This is a genomic window from Nostoc sp. ChiVER01 (assembly GCF_034531155.1).
Taxonomy (GTDB): domain Bacteria; phylum Cyanobacteriota; class Cyanobacteriia; order Cyanobacteriales; family Nostocaceae; genus Nostoc.
This window is the reverse complement of record NZ_JAVRBS010000001.1, coordinates 179,578-200,950: the sequence shown is the minus strand read 5'-3', so window position 1 is coordinate 200,950 and position 21,373 is coordinate 179,578. Positions and strand designations below refer to the sequence as shown.

Here is a 21,373-nt window from a genome sequence, read left to right as displayed (position 1 = left end):
GGATGTAGTCTTCTTGCTGGTTATTTAAGGGGTGCAATGTCTACAATGAAGCGACATAGGCAGCATTGGTGGTGGAAATTTGCACTGGGAAGTTGGTTGGTGATGAGTAGTGCGATCGGCGAAGCTGTATTGCAGACATTCGCTTTTTCTGTTAATTCCGCTTTTGCCCAAATTACCCCCGATAGCACTCTACCCAATAATTCCAGGGTTACAACACAAAATAACATCAGTACCATTGAAGGGGGAACCCAAGCTGGAAGGAACTTGTTCCACAGTTTTGGGCAGTTTTCTGTCCCCACTGGCGGCACTGCTTTTTTTAATAATGCTGCGGATATTCAAAATATCATTAGTCGAGTAACGGGTGGGTCAGCTTCCAATATTGATGGGATAATTCGCGCTAATGGAACAGCTAATCTGTTTCTGATTAATCCCAATGGAATTGTATTTGGTCAGAATGCTCAATTAAATATTGGTGGTTCCTTTATTGGGACAACAGCTAATGCACTGCAATTTGGCAATCAAGGTTTTTTCAGTGCTACTAATCCAAATACTCCACCTTTGCTGACAGTCAATCCTTCAGCTTTGTTATTCAATCAAATTACATCTCAGCCAGTTTATTCTATTGAGAATCGAGGATTTCTCTCAGTTAGTGATAGTCAAAGCCTGTTACTAGTAGGGGGCAAAGTGTCCCCAACTCTAACTGCGACTGGAGCAATATTAAATGAAGGCTCTCTATCTGCTCCCAGTGGACGAGTTGAACTCGGAGGATTAACCGCAACAGGAACGGTTGGGTTAAATGTAGAAGGCAATAGTCTAAGCTTAAGTTTTCCTGATGGCGTAACATTAGCTGATGTCACCCTCACAAATCCGGCTTTAATTAATGTATCTGGGGACGGTGGTAGTATTGCTATCAACGCCGGGAACTTGGATATTTTAGGAGGTTCACTGCTTGCTGGAATCAGCTCACAACGGGGATCAGTGAATACTCAAGCAGGGGATATTACACTGAATGCAACAGGAGCCATCACAGTCACTAATAGTAGCGAAAACTCTTTTAGTCAGATTTTCAACGTTTTAGATGAGAATGCAACAGGCAAAGGCGGTGACATCAACATCAAAGCTGGGTCACTCTCCTTTGATAATACTAGAATGGGTACCTTTACTAATGGTTTGGGAAATGCAGGTGCTATTTCTATAGAGGTTGACGACTCAGCAGCGATCGCTAATAGCCTCTTTGGCACTAGTGTATTGGAAAAGGGAGCAGGTGAAGGCGGCGACATCAACATTAAGGCTGGATCACTCTCCCTCAATAACACTACACTGAGTACTTTAACTGCCGGAAAGGGGAATGCTGGCGGTATGTCCATACAGGTTAATGATGCAATTTCCCTCACCAATAGCTCGTTGACCACTAGTGTATTAGAGCAAGCAGTAGGTAATGGCGGTAACATCGAAATCAAAGCTAGCTCACTCTTTTTAAGTGATAAAGCTTCTATTGATACCTTTTCTAGCGGACAGGGAAATGGTGGTAACGTCTTGATTCAGAGCGATGATTCTGTTGCATTTTTTGATAGTGGCGTTAATAGCCAAATTTTGGGCGACTTTCCCGCTTTAGTAGAGGGAGGAGTGCGAAAGAGCGGTGATATCAATATCAAAACTGGGTCACTTTCCTTAGACAATGAAGCACAATTGGATACTAGCACTGATGGACGAGGAGACGGCGGCAAGGTATCTGTGCAAGCCAGAGATTCTGTGTTTCTAAATAATAGCTCGATCAGTAGCAATGTGAGAGAGGAAGCCGTAGGTAATGGCGGAGACATAAATATCCAAGCTACGTCATTGTTTTTGACAGACAATGCTTCATTAAATACTGACATTTCGGGACGAGGAAATGCTGGCAGTATTTTTATCAAAACGAGTGACTTGGTTAGTGGTGAAAGTAGCCTTATTTCTAGCAGTATGACACAGCCAGCCATTGGTAATGGGGGTGATATAGATATTCAAGCCAGGTCACTCTTATGGACAAATGACCTTGATTTAGACGGTGCTGGACTCAGTACTAGCTCTCTTGGCAGAGGAAATGCTGGTAGTATCTCTGTGCAAACGAATGACTCAGTTTTACTATTTAATAGCTCAATTAGTAGCGATTTGCTATCAACAGCAGTAGGAAAAGGGGGCAATATTGAAATTAAAGCTAACTCGCTATCTTTCTATGACTCTGGATTGAGTACTGCCACAGATGGAGAAGGAGATGCTGGCAACGTATTAATTCAAGCGAATGACTCAATTTCGCTTGTAAACAGTAACATTGCTAGTGGTAGTTACGGCGAAATCTTCAACAATGTAGGAGAATTAGCAGGCAAGGCAGGAGATATTAGTATTCTAACTGGATCGCTCTCCTTAAGTGATGAATCTAGACTAAGTAGCAGTACTTATGGTCAGGGAGATGCAGGTAATGTATTTGTCAATGCTAGTGGTTCTGTTTCCTTTGCTAGTGGTAGTAATATCTTAAGTGCTACTACTAGCCTGAATTTTCCAGGTATCGGAGAAACGGAAGCAGAAGGTAAAGGAGGTAATATTAGTATAATTGCTGATTCTCTTGCTTTAGATGATGCTCTTTTTGCTGCTGGCACTAGTGGAAAAGGGAATGCTGGAGATATATTTTTGCAAATTAATGACTTTTTGACTCTCGCAAACAATAGCCAGATTAGCAGCTCAGTAGCACCAGGATCTACAGGAGATGGAGGAGATATTAATATTCAAACGCGATCGCTCCAATTGAGAGATGGCTCGCAAATCCGAGCAAATGTTGAGAATTCACGTAACAATCTTCCTACTGCACGCGGACAAGGAGGAAGTATTCAAATTAATGCTTCTGAGTTGGTTGATATCTTTGGAGTCAGTTCAGATGGATACGTCAGTGGCTTGTCTACTGCAACTGCGGGTATAGGCAAGGCAGGTTCCTTAACAATAAACACTCCCATTTTATTCCTCTCTGATGGGGCACAGGTTACTACTGGTACTCTTGGCGCTGGTGAGGGAGGAAGTTTGAATATTAACGCTTCTGAATCTGTGCTGATGTATGGCATCTCCTCTGATAGTAATTTCACTACTGGCTTGTCTAGTAGAACTACGGGGACAGGAAAAGCAGGTTCTTTAACAATTACCACTCCTGTACTACTCCTCGCTGATGGAGCGCAGATTGACGCTAGTACCATTGGTACAGGTGAGGGCGGGAGCTTGAATATCAATGCGTCACAACGGGTGCAACTGTATGGCACTTCAGCCAATGGTCAGCCTAGTAGCGGCTTATTTACTAGAACCGAAGGCGCAGGCAAAGCAGGTTCTTTAACAATTACTACTCCTGAGTTATCTGTCTATGGTGGGGCACAGGTTGATGCTGGTACTTTAGGTTCAGGTAAAGGAGGAAATTTAAATATCAATGCCTCAGAATCGGTGCTAGTGTTTGGAGAATCAGCCAATCGTACAAATGTTAGCACCTTGACTACTCAAGCTGGAAAGACAGCTACTGGAAAGGCAGGTTCCTTAACTATAAACACTCCCAATTTGTCTGTCTTTGATGGAGGACAAATAAGTGCTAGTACCGATGGTGCAGGCGAGGGGGGAAATTTGAATATCAATGCCTCAGAATCGGTGCTAGTGTTTGGCACTTCAGTCAATGAAAGGTCTCCTAGCGGCTTATTCACTGGAACTGAAGGTACAGGAAAGGCGGGTTCTTTGACGATTAATACTCGTGAGTTACTTGTCTCTAATGGAGGATTAATCTCAGCTGCTACCCGAAGTTTAGGTGAGGGAGGTAGTTTAAATATTGATGCTTCCAAATCGGTTTTAGTAACTGGAGAATCAGCTAGTGGTCGGGCTGTCAGCATCTTGTCTACTCAAGCTAGCCAGACAGCAACAGGAAAGGCGGGTTCTTTAACAATCAACTCTCCGGAGTTATTTGTCCTTAATGGAGGACAAGTTGATGCTAGTACCTTTGGTACAGGCGAGGGAGGAAGTTTGAATATTAACGCTTCACAATCAGTACAAGTGAATGGCATCTCAGCCGATGGTCAGTCTACTAGTGTCTTAACTACCAGAACTCAGGGTATAGGAAAGGCGGGTTCTTTAACAATTAACTCTCCGGAGTTATTTGTCCTTAATGGAGGACAGGTTGATGCTAGTACCTTTGGTTCAGGTGAGGGAGGAAGTTTAAATATCAATGCTTCACAATCGGTGCAAGTGAATGGCATCTCAGCCAATAGTAAGTCTGCTAGCGTTTTAAGTACCAGAACTCAGGGTACAGGAAAGGCGGGTTCTTTGACAATTAACTCTCCAGAATTATTTGTTTTTGATGGAGGACAAGTTGATGCTAGTACCTTTGGTTCAGGTGAGGGAGGAAGTTTAAATATCAATGCCTCTAAAACAATACAAGTGATTGGCACTTCAGTTAATGGTCAGTCTGCTAGCGTCTTATCTGCTCAAACTCAAGGGACAGGAAAGGCAGGAGATATGAGAATCAATACACAGCAATTACTGATATCTGACGGTGCAGAAGCTACAGTTGGCAGCCTAGCAACAGGAGTAGCAGGCAACCTCGACATCACTGCTAAATCTGTGGAACTCAACAATGGAGCGATTAGCGCCCAAACTTTCTCTGGTAATGGTGGCAATATAACGCTAAATATTGCAGACTTACTGCTGATGCGTCAAGGCAGTGAAATTTCTACTACTGCGGGTACTAGACAGCAGGGTGGAGATGGCGGAAATATTCAAGTTAATATCCCCAACGGCTTCATTGTTGCCGTCCCTAGTGAAGATAGCGACATTAGCGCCAATGCCTTCACAGGTAGAGGTGGCAGAGTTGACATTATAGCTAAGGGTATTTTTGGTATCCAGCCCCGTTCTAACCCAACTTCTTTAAGTGACATTACTGCCAGTTCTCAGTTTGGCGTAAACGGCACTGTAGAAATTAACACACCTGATGTTGACCCTAACAGTGGCTTAGTCAATTTACCAACCGTACCAGTTGATACCCAAGTAGCACAGACTTGTACCGCAGGTAGCACTGTAGCTAAGAGCAGTTTTACAATCACTGGACGCGGTGGCTTACCACCTAATCCGGGTGAAGCCCTCAGCACTGACGCAGTGCAGGTAGATTTAGTGACTCTCAACCCAAAAGTAGGTAATACTCCAGCAGTTTCCACAAATCCTATTAATCCAACACCAGATCGCATTGTAGAAGCTACTGGTTGGGTAATTGCTGCTAATGGCGATGTAATTCTCACTAACTCTGCACCGACTGTCACGCCTCATTCTTCTTGGCAGAGGACAGCCGATTGTCGTGTATTTAATCAACGCCAGGGAGGTTGAGAACTTAACACTGTCTATTTTTAGTAAAAACGCGGTGCAAGTGGGGACAAAAACATGGCAAAAAAATTTAGATTACGGAAAATCAAACGCTTTTTAAGTGTACTGCTGCTTTTGGCTATGTTCTTAGGCGCGGGGTTATTGCCCCCTACTTTCGCACATGTAACTGCGGAAAACTCTAGTCTTCAAAAGTTGTCTTATGCCCATTTGCTGGAACAGGGCAGTAAATTTTATGAAGCTGAACGGTTTGCTGAAGCTGCTACTTCTTGGCAACAGGCTATCTCTGCATTCAAAGCTAATGAAGATGAACTAAGACAAGCGATCGCACTGGGTAATCTCTCATTAGCTTATCAGCAATTGGGAAAGTGGTCAGAGGCAGAAACTGCGATCGCTCAAAGTCTCAACTTATTACAAACTGCTAAAAAAATAGACACCAAAGACTCCTCGCAAATTCTAGCCCAAGTCCTGGATATCAAAGGTCGCCTGCAATTGGCTCAAAGCAAAACTGAAGATGCCCTAGATACTTGGCGAGTTTCACTTGACATTTATACCAAAATAGGAAATCAAAGGGCAACTATTCAAAATCGGATTAACCAAGCCCAAGCTTTGCAAGCTTTAGGGTTTTATCGGCAAGCCGAGAAGACCTTAAGAGAAAGTACCCAGATTCTCCAAAGTCAACCCAACTCACCTGTTAAAGTCGCAGCCCTGCATAGTCTTGGCAATGTCGTGCAAGTTACAGGTGATTTAGAAACATCTCGGCAAATATTGCAGCAAAGTTTAGAAATAGCTTCATCGTTGCCAGATCGAGAAGCGATCGCTGATATTCTCCTCAGTCTGGGTAATACAGCCCGTGTCCAGCAAGACACGCAAACAGCGATAAAGTACTATCAACAAACTATCAAAACTGCAACCTCACCGACTACACGTATCCAAGCTCAAGCCAATCAACTAAGACTACTGCTGAAAACTGATCAATTGTCAGCTTTCCAAACATTATCCTCTGAAATTAAAACTCAGCTTAACGACTTACCCCTTAGTCGGACAGCAATTTCTGCCCGCATTAACTTTGCCCAAAGTCTAATGCAATTCCGAAAAAAGACCGCCGCAGACACGGACTCATGGTTGGATATTGCCCAATTACTAGCAACTGCGATTGAGCAAGCAAAAAGTTTGCAAGATAAACGCACACAATCCTATGCTACAGGTGTTTTAGGTCAAGTGTACGAACAAACTCAACAGTGGTCTGATGCCCAAAACCTCACCCAACAAGCCTTACTCATCGCTCAAGATATCGATGCTAAAGATATTGGCTATCAATGGCAATGGCAACTGGGACGTTTGCTTAAAACTAAGGGAGATACAAAAGGAGCAGTAGCAGCTTACACAGAAGCAGTTAATAACCTCCAAGCCCTCCGTAGTGATTTAGTTGCTGTCAATTCTGCGGTGAAATTTTCCTTTAGAGAGGAAGTTGAACCAGTCTATCGTCAGTTGGTTGATTTACTTTTGCAATCTCACGGTAATCAAGTTAGCTCAGAAAATCTTGCCAAAGCCAGCAATACAATCGAATCACTCCAAATAGCAGAACTAGAAAACTTCTTTCGCAACAACTGTTTAAATGCTCAAATCCGTAATCCCAAAAAAGATCCAACGGCAGCAATTATTTATCCATTTATTTTGCCAGATCGACTAGAGGTAATTATTAAGTTGCCTCAACAGCGTTGGTTGCACTACAGTAGCCCTGTAGTTGAAAAAGAATTGGAAACTATTTTAGCGCAACTACAAGAAAATCTACCCAAACCACACACGCTGCGACAGGTTCAATCTTTATCCCAGAAGGTTTACAAATGGCTGATTCAACCTGCTGAAGCTGCCTTAGCTGAAAATAAGACTCCTACTTTAGTGTTTATACTGGATGGTTGGTTGCGGAATATTCCGATGGCAGCTCTATACGATGGCAAACAGTATCTAGTTGAGAAGTATAACATTGCACTTACCCCCAGTCTGCAACTGATTGAACCCAAACCATTGGATAAAGGATTAAAGGCAATAGCAGCAGGATTGACTCAAGCAAGTTCGGGATTTTCTGCACTACCCAACGTCAAACTTGAATTAGAAGAAATTCGCTCTCAAGTCCCTAGCACTATCCTTCTAAATCAAGAATTTACCAGCAAAACTTTGCAAAACCGGATTAATTCTTTATCTTTCCCTATCGTTCATCTTGCAACTCATGGTCAGTTTAGCTCTAAGGCTGAGAAGACATTTATTGTCGCTTGGAATGAGCGTATTTATGTCAAAAAGTTAAATGAGTTAGTGCGAACACTAGAGCAAAATAGACCCGAAGCGATTGAATTGCTCATCCTTAGTGCCTGTCAAACAGCTGCTGGGGACGAACAAGCTGCATTGGGAATTGCTGGTGTCGCTTTTCAAGCAGGAGCACGCAGTACGATCGCTTCTTTGTGGAACTTAGATGATGAGTCTACTGCTGTGTTGATGAGTCAATTTTACCAAGAGTTAGCCAACAAAAACCTAACTAAAGCTGAAGTACTCCGTCGCGCCCAGCTAGCTCTTTTGCAAAATCCCAAATACAAACGTCCCAGGTTTTGGGCCCCCTATGTTCTGTTGGGTAATTGGCTGTAATTATGATATTTGGTTTCAAGATTGTATCAATTTACAATGCTATTGTATCGGCTGACAATGCCATTGCATCGGCTGACAATGTGATCGCATCAACTTACAATGCCATTGTATCGACTGACAATGCCATTGCATCGACTGACAATTCGATTGCATCGACTAACAATTCGATTGTATTGGGTGAGAATGCCATTGTATCGACTGACAATGCCATTGTATAAATTTATGTAAAGAAATCAGCAAGTTTTGCGTAAAACTAATGCGATCGCAACTAAAAATTATCCAGAGGTGACTTTAATCATCGTAAACCCACGTTAGTGGTGTGACATAACCAAAAGTTTAGCAACTGCTGTTTGCTAAGAGGGGTGCAATGTCCAAGATAAATATTCGTTGGGGCTGGTTTATAGGAATTGCAGCAATATGTGGTTCAAGCATTGGGAGTACAAATTGCGCTGTTGCCCAAATTATTCCAGATAGCACTTTGCCTAATAACTCTAATGTTACAAAGAATGGGAACATCTTCAATATCACTGAAGGAACTCAAGCAGGAAGCAACTTGTTCCACAGTTTTCAGGAGTTTTCTGTTCCCACTGGAGGCACTGCAATATTTAATAATGCTGCGGATATTCAAAATATCATCAGTCGGGTAACGGGTGGGTCACGTTCTGATATTGATGGGATAATCCGCACTAATCCTACGGCGAACCTGTTTCTAATTAATCCCAATGGAATTGTATTTGGTCAGAATGCTCAATTAAATGTTGGCGGTTCGTTTGTGGCGACAACAGCGAATGCACTGCAATTTGGAAATCGAGGATTTTTTAGCGCTACTGAGAAAAATATTCCTTCACCGTTATTGACTATTAATCCTTCAGCATTGCTATTTAATCAGATTAATCAAAACGCAGCGATTCAAAATAACTCAATTGCATTTGCAGGTAAAGATCCAGCAGGGTTTGACGCATTTGGTCTACGAGTACCAAATGGTAAAAGTTTACTGCTGGTTGGTGGTAATGTCAGCATGGATGGGGGAAAATTAAATGCTTATGGTGGACGAGTTGAGTTAGGAGGAGTGGCGGAACCTAGTAGTGTAGCGCTGGGTGTAGATGGTGATAATCTCAGCTTGAAATTTCCTGATAATGTTGCGCGAACAGATGTATCCCTTACTAATAATTCAAGTGTATTTGTAACTGGGGCTGGTGGCGGTAATATTGCAGTCAATGCCAGGAATCTAGAGATTTTAGGAGGAACTGTCCTAACTGCTGGTATTGGGCAAGGTTTGAAGACACCTGAAACTGTTGCAGGAGAGCCAGCAAAACGGGGGTATGCGGGGAATGTCAACGTTAATGTGACTGGGAAAGTTGATATTGCTGGCAAGAAAAATGATATTTTCAGTGGGATTTTCAGTACGGTGGAAACGGGGACAGTTGGCAATGGGGGTAATATTACTATTGATTCTGGTTCTTTCTCGTTACACGATGGCGCATTCCTCACTGCCTTAACCAGTGGACAAGGGAAGGCGGGGGATGTGACAGTGCGTGCCAAAAATGCTGTTGACCTTAGAGAAGCTGCTATTTTCAGCACGGTGGAATCTGGAGGCATGGGTAAGGGAGGTAATATTGACATTAATGCTGCAACTCTGTCACTCACTGATGGCGCTCAACTGCAAACCCTTATTCGTCGAGCATCTGCTACCCAGCCAGCAGGACAAGGGGATGCAGGGAATGTCAATATTAATGTTACAGGCGCTGTTAATATTACTGGCGAGAAAAAAGGTATTGTCAGTGGGATTTTCAGTACGGTGGAAACGGGGGTAGTTGGTAATGGGGGTAATATTACTATTGATTCTGGTTCTTTCTCGTTACACGATGGCGCATTCCTCACTGCCTTAACCAGTGGACAAGGGAAGGCGGGGGATGTGACAGTGCGTGCCAAAAATGCTGTTGACCTTAGAGAAGCTGCTATTTTCAGCACGGTGGAATCTGGAGGCATGGGTAAGGGAGGTAATATTGACATTAATGCTGCAACTCTGTCACTCACTGATGGCGCTCAACTGCAAACCCTTATTCGTCGAGCATCTGCTACCCAGCTAGCAGGACAAGGGGATGCAGGGAATGTCAACGTTAATGTGACTGGGAAAGTTGATATTGCTGGCAAGAAAAATGATATTTTCAGTGGGATTTTCAGTACGGTGGAAACGGGGACAGTTGGCAATGGGGGTAATATTACTATTGATTCTGGTTCTTTCTCGTTACACGATGGCGCATTCCTCACTGCCTTAACCAGTGGACAAGGGAAGGCGGGGGATGTGACAGTGCGTGCCAAAAATGCTGTTGACCTTAGAGAAGCTGCTATTTTCAGCACGGTGGAATCTGGAGGCATGGGTAAGGGAGGTAATATTGACATTAATGCTGCAACTCTGTCACTCACTGATGGCGCTCAACTGCAAACCCTTATTCGTCGAGCATCTGCTACCCAGCCAGCAGGACAAGGGGATGCAGGGAATGTCAATATTAATGTTACAGGCGCTGTTAATATTACTGGCGAGAAAAAAGGTATTGTCAGTGGGATTTTCAGTACGGTGGAAACGGGGGTAGTTGGTAATGGGGGTAATATTACTATTGATTCTGGTTCTTTCTCGTTACACGATGGCGCATTCCTCACTGCCTTAACCAGTGGACAAGGGAAGGCGGGGGATGTGACAGTGCGTGCCAAAAATGCTGTTGAGCTTAGAGAAGCTGCCATTTTCAGCACGGTGGAATCTGGAGGCGTAGGTAAAGGCGGCAATATTGACATCAATGCTGGAACTCTATCACTAATTGATGGGGCGCAAGTAGCTACTAGTGCCTTAGGAGTGGGCGACGCAGGCACTATAGTTTTAGACGCAGATGTAATTGCGCTTGATAGTTTCAAAAGCGGTGTATTCAGCACGCTAGGTTCTACAACGGCGCCAATCATTAAAGTCAACAAAAATGACTTTGGGTTTCCTACAGTCACAATTGAGCCTAGAAAACAACCTATGAATCCAAATGCTCAAGGTAATAGTGGAAACATAAATATCACATTTGGGTCATTTTCTATCATTAATGGCGCTCCTCCAGTCACAATTGAGCCTAGAAAACAAACTATCAATCCAAATGCTCAAGGTAATAGTGGAAACACAAATATCACATCTGGGTTATTTTCTATCACTAATGGCGCTCGACTGAGCGCTAGCACTTTTGGCAGAGGAAACGCAGGTAGTATTAATATTAATACCCAAAATGCAGTATTCAGTGGTACTAATATCAATGGTTTATAGAGCGGTGTTTTTAGTGCAGTGGAAAAAGAGGCAGTGGGAAATGCCGGAACCATTAAAATTACCACAAATGAACTAACACTCAAGGGTGGCGCTCAATTAGTTGCCAGCAGTTTTGGAGAAGGAAATGCAGGTACTGTAACAATTGAAGCTACCGATAAATTTTTAGTAAATGGAGCTAATAGCAATGGCTCACCCACGGGTGTATTTGCAGAATCCAGAACAGGTCGGGGTGGAGATATTGTGCTAAAGATAAAAAATTTACTGATGTTACGTCATCAGGGTTTAATTTCTGCCACTAGTGGTGTTGCTGGTAGTAATGGAGTTGATGGCAATATAAACATTGGTACTAAATTTTTAGTTGCTGTTCCTTCAGAGAATAGTGATATTATTGCGACTGGCTTTGGACGCAGCCCCGGTAGTAATATTCAAGTCAATGCACAAGGAATTTTTGGCACTCAATTTCGGCAACAGTTATCCCCTGAAAGTGACATTGTTGCAACTGGACAGGTCACATTAAACACGCCCGATGTTGAACCCAAGAGTGGCTTAGTCAACCTACCAACAGTACCAATTGACACTGAAGTAGCACAGACTTGTCAAGCTGGTGGAACTTTTGCTAAGAGCAGTTTTACAATCACTGGACGCGGCGGTTTACCGCCTAATCCGACAACGGATATTCTAACTCCTGACCTAGTGCATGTAGATTTGGTGAGTCTCAATCCAAACAGTGATAACCCTGATCGCTCATTTGTTCCCAGCAAAACAACTACCCCCGCACCAGAACCGATTATAGAAGCTACTGGTTTGGCGCTAAATCAAAAAGGGGAAGTCGTGCTAACAGCAAATCATCCTACCACTACGCCCCATAGTCCTTGGTTAAAGCCTGCATCTTGCAAAGCAATTCGTAATTCGTAATTTCAGATTCGTCAGATTGCAATCTGGTTTTTTTCATCAACTAACAATGCGATCGCATCGCCTGACAATGCCATTGCATCGACTAACAATGCGATCGCATTGGCGCACATATAATTCGTTCAAAAATCAAATAGTAATCCTATATCAGCATAGTAATGTTTTAGAATCTGGATAGAAGCAAAATATTTTCCCTACAGTTTCTCCTCTTAATATTCCAGCTATGACTTCAAATGCCTACTTTAGCTATGTCGAAGACATCGCGCCAAAAAACACAATTCCTGCTCTGGAAAACGGTGACAGACTAACTCAAAGCGAGTTTGAACGCCGTTATCATGCGATGCCAGACCGAAAAAAAGTAGAATTAATTGAAGGAATTGTTTACATGGCATTTATCATAACAAGCATCTTTTCAATTTTTATCTGATTTCACTTGTTCAGGAGTTAGATTTCTAACTACGATAAAATTAGCACACATATATTTTTTAGATATTGAAAGCTCATCATATATCAATACGCTTGGGTTAAGCATCTCTTTCTTCTCTCTGCGTCGCGCCAGTTGCTTCAAGTCGGGAAGCCCGCCCAACGCACTGGCTTCTCTGCGTGTTGGCGATTCGTTAAAAAATTGATTTTGATAACACAGTTTTAGCCTTAACTGAACCGTATTGCATCATATATTTCATCACATAATGAAGGAAAACAGTAAATTTTGGCTGCAAGGTAACGCAGAGATTATATTACATTTACGATGTCGATGGATAGCTGGGTGTTGAGATAATTTTTGTAACTCTATTTTCGATTCTTTCCTTAATCCCAGCAGTGCTTGAATATTTTATCAAACAGAATTCAGAAGTCAGGAGCCAGAATTCAGTATGAATTCTGAATCGATTTAGCGGATGAATAAACGGGTCTAAAACCCCCTCCAAATCTCCGATTTGGAGGTCTTCAATTCCTGCGCCGGTCTGAATCCCCGACTGATTAATTCTGACTGCTGAATTCTGACTTCTGAATTCTTCTTCAAAAATTTTGCTGAAAGCTATGTTTTAGCGATCGCAAAGATATTCGGTATAGCATTGTCGCCTGTTTTTCCCAAATTTCAGAAAATCACGTTGCTCTTAAATAAAAAGTATTATTGGAGAACTGCCAATTACAAACTCTCAAGCAAAAATCAATTTATAAGTTGTTTAACCAATGAAAACTTTATTTTATAGGTTTGCATCGTAATGGATTTTCTGACAATTTTAGGATTAGCGGCTGCCACAATAACCACAATCTCTTTTTTACCACAGATGTTTAAAACGTGGCGAACAAAATCAGCAAAAGATGTTTCTATGGTAACACTGATTACATTCATTATTGGTGTTTTTTTGTGGTTAATCTACGGAATTTATTTACAAGCCTTGCCAATTATTCTTGCTAATAGCGTGACATTGTTTTTTAACTTGATAATTTTATGGCTTAAAATCAAATATAGATAAAGAAGCCCTGGCGACTATAAATCTCGGCTAGACAAACTCTTGTCAGCCTGCGCGGACTAAAATCAAACCCACGTTCGCGTACCGTCTCGTAGAAAAGAGAAGGAATGGTTTTTGCCTGTGTAGGCGCGAATTCTATGAGACTCCATTATTTAAACACCCCTAACAACATCTGTGACATCATCTGTATTTACCTCTGAACACCTCCTTTTCACCCCCGCTAACCCAGATACCAACGCTATACCTATCATCTTCGCCTTTCCTAATGAGTACAGCGTAGGCATAACTAGCCTCGGCTATCAGGTAGTTTGGGCAACCTTAGCAATGCGTGATGATGTGCAGGTGAGTCGCCTGTTTACAGATACTCACGAACAACTCCCTAGAACCCCGGAAATTGTGGGATTTTCGATTTCCTGGGAACTGGATTATGTGAATATTCTAAATTTGCTGGAATCTTTAGAAATTTCTATTCTGGCAACTTCTCGTGACGATTCTCATCCGATAATTTTTGGTGGTGGGCCCGTTCTCACAGCGAATCCCGAACCTTTTGCAGATTTTTTTGATGTAATTTTACTCGGGGATGGCGAAAACCTCCTGGGAAATTTCATTGAGGCGTACAAAGAAGTGAGAAATGCTTCTAGACAAACTCAATTAAAAAGACTTGCACAAATCCCAGGAATTTATGTACCCAGTTTGTATGAAATCGAATATCACAGCATAGATGGTGCAGTAAAGTCAATTAAACCAATTTCTTCCGAAATTCCCGCAGTGGTGCAAAAGCAAACTTACAGAGGAAATACGCTATCGGCATCAACTGTAGTCACCGAAAAAGCCGCATGGGAAAATATTTACATGGTGGAAGTGGTGAGAAGTTGTCCAGAAATGTGCCGCTTTTGTTTGGCGAGTTATCTAACACTGCCTTTTAGAACAGCCAGTCTTGAGAGTTCATTAATTCCAGCGATCGCAAAAGGTCTAGAAGTCACAAATCGGCTAGGATTATTAGGGGCTTCTGTAACTCAACACCCAGAGTTTGAGACTTTGCTAGATTATATTAGTCAGCCAAAATACGATGATGTCCGTCTCAGCATTGCTTCAGTGCGAACTAATACCGTAACAGTGCAGTTAGCAGAAACTTTGACGAAACGAGACACGCGATCGCTTACCATTGCAGTAGAGAGTGGTTCTGAGAAAATCCGGCAAATCATCAACAAAAAGCTGCATAACGACGAAATTATCCAAGCGGCGGTAAATGCCAAAGCTGGCGGATTAAAAAGCTTGAAACTCTACGGAATGGCAGGAATTCCCGGTGAAGAAGCAGAAGATTTAGAACAAACCGTGACGATGATGCGTAATATCAAAAAAGCTGCGCCGGGATTGCGGTTAACATACGGATGCAGCACCTTTGTACCCAAAGCACACACACCGTTTCAATGGTTTGGGGTGAATCGCCAAGCCGAAAAGCGGTTGCAGTTTTTGCAAAAACAGCTAAAACCACAGGGAATAGAGTTTCGCCCAGAAAGCTATAATTGGTCGATTATACAGGCTTTGTTATCGAGAGGCGATCGCAGAGTGTCCCAACTCCTGCAACTGACTCGTGACTTTGGCGACTCCTTGGGTAGCTACAAACGTGCTTTTAAACAACTCAAAGGACAAATCCCCGATTTAGATTACTACGTCCACGCCGATTGGTCAACAGAACAAGTATTACCTTGGAGCCACTTGCAAGGGCCTCTGCCACAGTCTACACTACTAAAGCATTTGGCTGAAGCTCAGAGTTATATCAACCCATCCCTCAAGGAACTACAGCCATTGAATTTATAGCTGAAAACTTGATGCAAAACACAGCCGAGTATTACTGCGCCTATTGCGGCGAACCGAACTTAACTTTTATTGACTTGAGTGCTGGAGGACAGCAATCTTATGTTGAAGATTGTCAAGTTTGCTGTAACCCAAATATTTTGTACGTGCGGGTTGATGAAGATACCCTAGATATCGAGATTGATACAGAATCCGAAAGTTGAATTTTAGGTTTTTCTTTCCATGCTGCACTTTAAACATTCCTCAGTAATTAATGCCCCACCAGAAGTAGTTTGGAAATTTCACGAAAGGGCAGATATTTTGCAACTGCTGAATCCACCTTGGCAGCCAGTCCAAATCGTTCGTCGTGAGGGGGGGCTGAACGTGGGCGCTATCACAGAATTTCGCCTGTTTCTCGGCCCATTACCCTTAACTTGGTTAGCGCGTCATACTGAATGTGAAAAATATCGCCTGTTTACCGACGAACAGATATCTGGCCCTTTTGAATCTTGGGTACATCGCCATGAATTTGAACCGGAAGCTGGTAAAACTAGGCTGACTGATGCTATTTCCTTCTCTATGCCCGGCGGAGGAACAGTTGAATTTGTCAGTGGTTGGTTAGTGCAAGTGCAACTAGAAGCGATGTTTCGCTATCGCCACTATGTAACGAAACGAGAATGTGAGTCACAATAGCAGAATGTACTGGTAGCAAAAATCTTGGCTATGATCGGTTTTCTAGCTTACCTATTTTGGGATCTCAAGGGTTATAGCGTATTGCGGGACGTGCTTCACCTCGTTTCCTAAGTTTGCTGCTAATTATTGACCATCTTTGTTGCAGGCTTAGATTATATCTACAAGTATCAAACAGAAAGCATTAGTTGTAATAAACACTAAGTCTGGCAGTATCTTTACTTATTTTACTCAACCTTTCAACCGAAAACAGTTTTTAAAATAGCATCTACTTGTGTAATACTAGTTAAAGTATCTTAATATTTATACATATATATATTTTGAGCATTGGCATTGTCCAGTGTAAAACATTGGCCACTAACAGATTTTCTCTGTTAATTGCTTTTTTCATGACTATATTTTTGGAATTTTCACCTGAATGCTAGGCGGAGTAAAAGCGTGATCCAGTTAGAAGAACCACCCAGTCATCCAACAAAACTGACTCCAGTAGTGAAAAGTAAATCTCAGTTTAAGGGGCTTTTCATTGCTATCATCATTATTAGCGCATGGGTCATTAGCCTGAGTTTATTACTTTCCCTTGACATCTCTAAGCTAAAATTTTGGATGTTATTGCCTGTAATCCTATGGCAAACATTTTTATATACAGGATTATTTATTACATCTCATGACGCCATGCATGGGGTAGTGTTTCCCCAGAACCCCAAGATTAATCATTTTATTGGGACATTAAGTTTATCTCTTTATGGTCTTTTACCCTATAAAAAGTTATTGCAAAAACATTGGGTACATCACCACAATCCAGCAAGTCAAATAGACCCAGATTTCCATAATGGAAAGCACAAAAATTTCTTTGCTTGGTATTTTCATTTTATGAAGGGTTACTGGAGTTGGGGACAAATGATTGCTTTGACGATTATCTATCACTTTGCTAATCACATCCTTCATATACCCCATGCTAATCTAACGAGTTTTTGGGTGATTCCCTCGCTCTTAAGTTCATTGCAATTATTTTATTTTGGTACTTTTATACCCCATAGCGAACCCATAGGAGGTTATATTCAGCCTCATCGTGCTCAAACGATTAGCCGTCCAATTTGGTGGTCATTTATTACATGCTATCATTTCGGCTACCACGAAGAACATCACGAATATCCTCATATTTCTTGGTGGCAGTTACCAGAAGTTTATAAAGCAAAATAGTTATTGTCTATCTAATATAATAGCAACAAAAATCACACGATAATCTATATAGTTTGAGCAAAGCATTCTTTTAGATTATCTTACTTATGCCAATTAATAATTCTCGTCTTGTCACCTATAGCCCTGCTTATACAATCGTTCCTACTTACGAGTGCTTTAATCGCTGTAGTTACTGCAACTTTCGCAGCGAACCGGGTAAAAGTCCTTGGATGAGTATTTCAGATGCAGAAAGTATTTTAAAATCGCTTCAAAGCGAAAAAGTTTGTGAAATTCTTATCCTCAGTGGTGAAGTGCATCCCCATTCGTCAAGACGTCAAGCGTGGTTTGGGCGGATTTTTGATTTGTGTGAATTAGCACTTTCAATGGGGTTTTTACCGCATAGCAATGTAGGCCCTCTGAGTTTTGAGGAAATGCAAAAGCTTAAGCGTGTAAATGTTTCGATGGGGCTGATGTTGGAACAGTTAACGCCAACATTGTTAAATACTGTACATCGGCACGCACCAAGTAAATTACCAGAAGTTCGTTTACAACAATTGCAATGGGCGGGAGAGTTACAGATTCCTTTTACAACTGGGTTACTGTTGGGAATTGGAGAAACTGTAAATGATTGGTGGGAAACTTTGGAAGCTATTTCTAAATTGCATCAACGTTATCGTCACATTCAAGAAGTCATCCTGCAACCTCATAGTCCTGGACATCAGCAAACTTTTGATGCACCACCTTTTGATCCCCATGAATTACCAGAAGTAATTGCGAAAGCGCGTCAGATTTTACCGCCAGATATTACTATTCAAATTCCGCCCAATTTAGTTCAAGATAACTGCTGGTTACTCGCTTGTATCGAAGCTGGTGCGCGAGATTTAGGTGGAATTGGCCCAAAAGATGAAGTGAATCCCGATTATCCTCATGTTCAAGAACAAGCATTAAGAGAAATTTTACAACCTGCTGAGTGGGAATTGGTGGCGCGATCGCCAGTTTATCCGCAATTTGATAGCTGGTTGTCGGGGGAATTACAAACAGCAGTGAAACGCTGGCGAAAAACTCTAACACCAGTTTCTCTTTTGTCAGAACAGCGAAGTAGAGATTTTCGTAATTCGTAATTAAGTTTTGACCATGATAACTGTACAATTACTCTTGCGAGAAATATTCTCTGCAATATTTCCTTGAATTGCCTGTTGTAGTAAACTTTCACGGCTAGCTCCCAGAACAATCACATCACTGTTGTCAAGTTTTGCACACTTAAGCACAGCATCAGAAACAGAATTGGCACGAACTGGAGTTGCCATAACTTTACCACTAACTCGGCGTTGCAGAAAGTGAACAGATTTATCTAGTAATGTTGTGTCAAGAATAGAATTAGTAGGCTGAAAAACCTGACATAACTTGATTTGAGGTGATGTACTTAAAGAAGCAAGAGCAGGTAATAACTTAATTGCTTGGCTAGAGTTAGGGCCGCCTGCCATTGGCAACAACCAACGGTCAAAAGCTCTTTTATCATCCAATTTCGCTAAAATAACATCACAAGGAGCCTGTCGAATTACCGTATCAACCACTCGGCTGAAAACTCTACCAGGAGTTGATGTACTGCCTTTCCAACCCATCAGTACCAAATCAATATGTCGATCTTTGACAGTCTCCAAAATTGCCCCAGCAACATTATGTGTAACTCTGATTTGGGTGTGAACAGGAATCCGCCATTTCTCTCCTAATAATATTGCCTGTTGCAAAAGTTGAAGACTTTTGCTGATTTGCACTGGTGTTTCCGATGGGATGCGGCTAGATGGAACGATAATCACTTGTAGGCATTCTATTTCGTAATTGCGATCTTTAGCGATCGCAACTGCCATTGCCAGTAAAGTCTCGGCTGTCTGTGGATGTGAGAGTGGTACTAACAAACGTCCTTTGCCTGTAGCCGGAGCGCGCGTTTGGTAAACCACATAAGAAGGTGCTGATTTACGTTCTATTTGTTCGCTATTACCACTGAGTCGCTCTGCTTCTACACGGATAATATCACTACGAGTAATAATTCCGATTAACTTCCGATTTTCTGTAACAGGTAAACAGCTTAGATGATAACGATTGAGTATATGCAGGACATGAGCTAGTGTAGCCGTGGGGGTTACTGTCACTGGCTCTGGTGTCATAATCTGGCTGATCGTTGTATCTTTTTCTAACTGTTGGGAAGCAATATTAACTAAATCTTTTTGAGTGACAATGCCAACAACTTTACCATTCTCTAAAACTGGAAAATTGCGATGGTGAGAGTGGGAAAATGCTTGTACTGCTTCATCAGTACTCATTTGACTAGAGAGAGTTTCCACACGCCTTTGCATCACATCTGCGGCACTCAGTTGTGCTAAAAGCCCCTCTGTGCTTGGCTCTTTGGTAATGTGAATCCCTTTCCACTCTAGTAGAAGGTCGTAGAGCGATCGCCGATCAATTTTTTCTGCTACTAAATAGGCAACCACAGAAGCAATCATTAACGGTAGCACCAGATTGAAATCAGTTGTCATCTCAAACACAATGACGACTGCTGTAATTGGTACTTTAGAGACAGCGCTAAAAAAAGCAGCCATGCCGACATGAGCATAGACTGTTGCAGCACTCATTCCCAGTAAACTGTGTTCGACAGCACCTACTAAGTAACCAAGGGCAGCCCCCAAAGCTAAGGTGGGAACTAGTAAACCTGCTGGCGCTCCAGAGCCGTAGGTAAAAATAATTAAGGTAAACTGAACTAAAAGAGCGATCGCGGCAAATGACCAATTAGTATTACCTACAAGCAAAATTTCTCTTAGCCCAGCATGATCCCGAAAGGTAGCAGGTAACAAAGCGATCGCAATACCACTGACTAACCCAGCAATTCCAATTCGCCAGGGTAAACTCAACCTTACCAGGCGACGGTTAATTGCTAGACTCTCAAGAATGCCTTTATTAAATAGAATGCCTAGAAGTCCTGCCAGCACTCCCAAAATCAAGTAGAAAGGGATTTCCTGAGCAAAGAAAGTTGTATCGGGAAGACCTAAATTTAGATGATTCAGATCCAGGCTGTGACTACCATAGAGCCGGGAGATGACTGAAGCGATAAAAGAAGCCAAAATCGCAGTGCCAAGAGTAATACCTGATACATCTTGCAGTAATTCTTCCACTACAAAGAGTACACCTGCGATCGGTGCATTAAAAGCCGCCGCTAACCCAGCCCCGGCTCCGGCGGCGATGAGTTGCCGACGATGCTCTGGTGAAGTCGGCGCCCAATTACTCAGTTGATTTGCCAAGGCTGCCCCAATTTGGACAGTTGGCCCTTCCCGCCCTAAAGGCATTCCAGAACCCAGCACTAGTGTTGCGCTGATCAACTTCACCAAAGCAATCCGCAGATTTAACGGCATTGGTACGCGAGCCAATACGGCTTTGACTTCAGACATTCCACTACCTGATGCTTCAGGTGCAAAGCGCTCGACTAGCCAACCAGCTAAGATTCCTCCTATCAGTCCAATGCCTGGTAGCACCAAGTAGGCAGGCCAAAGGTAAGAAATATGGACTCGCAATGCGCCTGCCCAATCCACTGCCTGTCCTAACAGAACTGCCGCTAGCCCAGAGACAAGACCAATCAGGCAAGCTTCCACGAAAGCTAATCGCCTGGGTCGAAGCAGCTGACGCCAAAGCCTTAACCAGAGAATTTTACTCCGGGCTAACATATTTTTAACAATCACTTGTCATAAATGAAGGTATTTAACAATTCAAAATTCAAAATTCAAAATTAAAGACATTTCAGACAGGGATTTAAACCCCGATTGAAATGGGTGCTACATATATTATGTAGGGGTCTTAAACCCTTTAATTCACGATAAATGTCTGAAATATCTTATCGTTCACCTATCCATAGTGTTCCATAAAAAAATGAAATCAAAATGAATTTTTTCTGTACCTAAAGATAGATATGTACAGTAGGTGATTGCTCTGACCTAGTAGAGCGAGTAGTTAAGGAACTCCAAAAAAT

The 21,373-nt window shown here is 42.3% G+C and carries 13 protein-coding genes and 1 pseudogene; 12 read left to right on the top strand and 2 right to left on the bottom strand.

Annotated elements, in window-relative coordinates; translation table 11 throughout:
• The first annotated feature begins 36 nt into the window (after window positions 1-36).
• From RMY00_RS00675 to RMY00_RS00655, 5 genes are all read left to right on the top strand, one after another.
• Window positions 37-5,373 carry a filamentous hemagglutinin N-terminal domain-containing protein gene (locus tag RMY00_RS00675; protein ID WP_322645720.1) on the top strand — a complete coding sequence of 1,779 codons (5,337 nt, stop codon included), beginning with the start codon at window positions 37-39 and terminating at the stop codon, window positions 5,371-5,373.
• A 54-nt stretch (window positions 5,374-5,427) separates the two neighbouring features.
• Window positions 5,428-8,007 carry a CHAT domain-containing protein gene (locus RMY00_RS00670; RefSeq protein WP_322645719.1) on the top strand — a complete coding sequence of 860 codons (2,580 nt, stop codon included), beginning with the start codon at window positions 5,428-5,430 and terminating at the stop codon, window positions 8,005-8,007.
• Window positions 8,008-8,374: 367 nt separating this feature from the next.
• Window positions 8,375-11,305, top strand: coding sequence for a filamentous hemagglutinin N-terminal domain-containing protein (locus tag RMY00_RS00665; protein WP_322645718.1), 2,931 nt, complete (start codon window positions 8,375-8,377; stop codon window positions 11,303-11,305).
• 18 nt (window positions 11,306-11,323) lie between these two features.
• Window positions 11,324-12,220 carry an S-layer family protein gene (locus tag RMY00_RS00660; RefSeq protein WP_322645717.1) on the top strand — a complete coding sequence of 299 codons (897 nt, stop codon included), beginning with the start codon at window positions 11,324-11,326 and terminating at the stop codon, window positions 12,218-12,220.
• A 220-nt stretch (window positions 12,221-12,440) separates the two neighbouring features.
• Window positions 12,441-12,644 carry a hypothetical protein gene (locus tag RMY00_RS00655; protein ID WP_322646026.1) on the top strand — a complete coding sequence of 68 codons (204 nt, stop codon included), beginning with the start codon at window positions 12,441-12,443 and terminating at the stop codon, window positions 12,642-12,644.
• Window positions 12,645-13,385: 741 nt separating this feature from the next.
• Here RMY00_RS00655 and RMY00_RS00650 read toward each other — a convergent pair.
• Window positions 13,386-13,571, bottom strand: coding sequence for a hypothetical protein (locus RMY00_RS00650; protein ID WP_322646025.1), 186 nt, complete (start codon window positions 13,569-13,571; stop codon window positions 13,386-13,388).
• On the opposite strand from RMY00_RS00650, the gene RMY00_RS00645 reads away from it, so the two are divergent.
• The 7 genes and pseudogenes from RMY00_RS00645 (at window position 13,489) to cofG (ending at window position 18,479) form a co-directional block, all read left to right on the top strand.
• Entirely contained in the window at window positions 13,489-13,695 is a 207-nt protein-coding gene (locus tag RMY00_RS00645; RefSeq protein ID WP_322646011.1) for a SemiSWEET transporter, read from the top strand. The two genes, RMY00_RS00650 and RMY00_RS00645, sit on opposite strands and share 83 nt — an antisense overlap.
• Before the next feature lie 171 nt (window positions 13,696-13,866).
• Window positions 13,867-15,513, top strand: a complete 1,647-nt coding sequence (locus tag RMY00_RS00640) for a radical SAM protein (protein WP_322645716.1) — start codon at window positions 13,867-13,869, stop codon at window positions 15,511-15,513.
• An 11-nt stretch (window positions 15,514-15,524) separates the two neighbouring features.
• Complete coding sequence (locus RMY00_RS00635) at window positions 15,525-15,713, top strand: CPXCG motif-containing cysteine-rich protein (RefSeq protein WP_012411100.1); 189 nt, start codon at window positions 15,525-15,527, stop codon at window positions 15,711-15,713.
• A gap of 19 nt (window positions 15,714-15,732) precedes the next feature.
• Window positions 15,733-16,182, top strand: coding sequence for an SRPBCC family protein (locus tag RMY00_RS00630; RefSeq protein ID WP_322645715.1), 450 nt, complete (start codon window positions 15,733-15,735; stop codon window positions 16,180-16,182).
• 24 nt (window positions 16,183-16,206) lie between these two features.
• Window positions 16,207-16,293: pseudogene (locus RMY00_RS00625) on the top strand (high light inducible protein); the annotation flags it as partial.
• Between the two features lie 324 nt (window positions 16,294-16,617).
• A complete protein-coding gene (crtW, locus tag RMY00_RS00620) occupies window positions 16,618-17,379 on the top strand; it encodes a beta-carotene ketolase CrtW (protein ID WP_322645714.1) in 762 nt (253 codons plus the stop codon).
• Between the two features lie 86 nt (window positions 17,380-17,465).
• Complete coding sequence (gene cofG / locus RMY00_RS00615) at window positions 17,466-18,479, top strand: 7,8-didemethyl-8-hydroxy-5-deazariboflavin synthase subunit CofG (protein ID WP_322645713.1); 1,014 nt, start codon at window positions 17,466-17,468, stop codon at window positions 18,477-18,479.
• On the opposite strand, the gene RMY00_RS00610 is transcribed toward cofG, so the two are convergent.
• Entirely contained in the window at window positions 18,480-21,071 is a 2,592-nt protein-coding gene (locus RMY00_RS00610) for a chloride channel protein (RefSeq protein WP_322645712.1), read from the bottom strand.
• Window positions 21,072-21,373 lie beyond the last annotated feature (302 nt).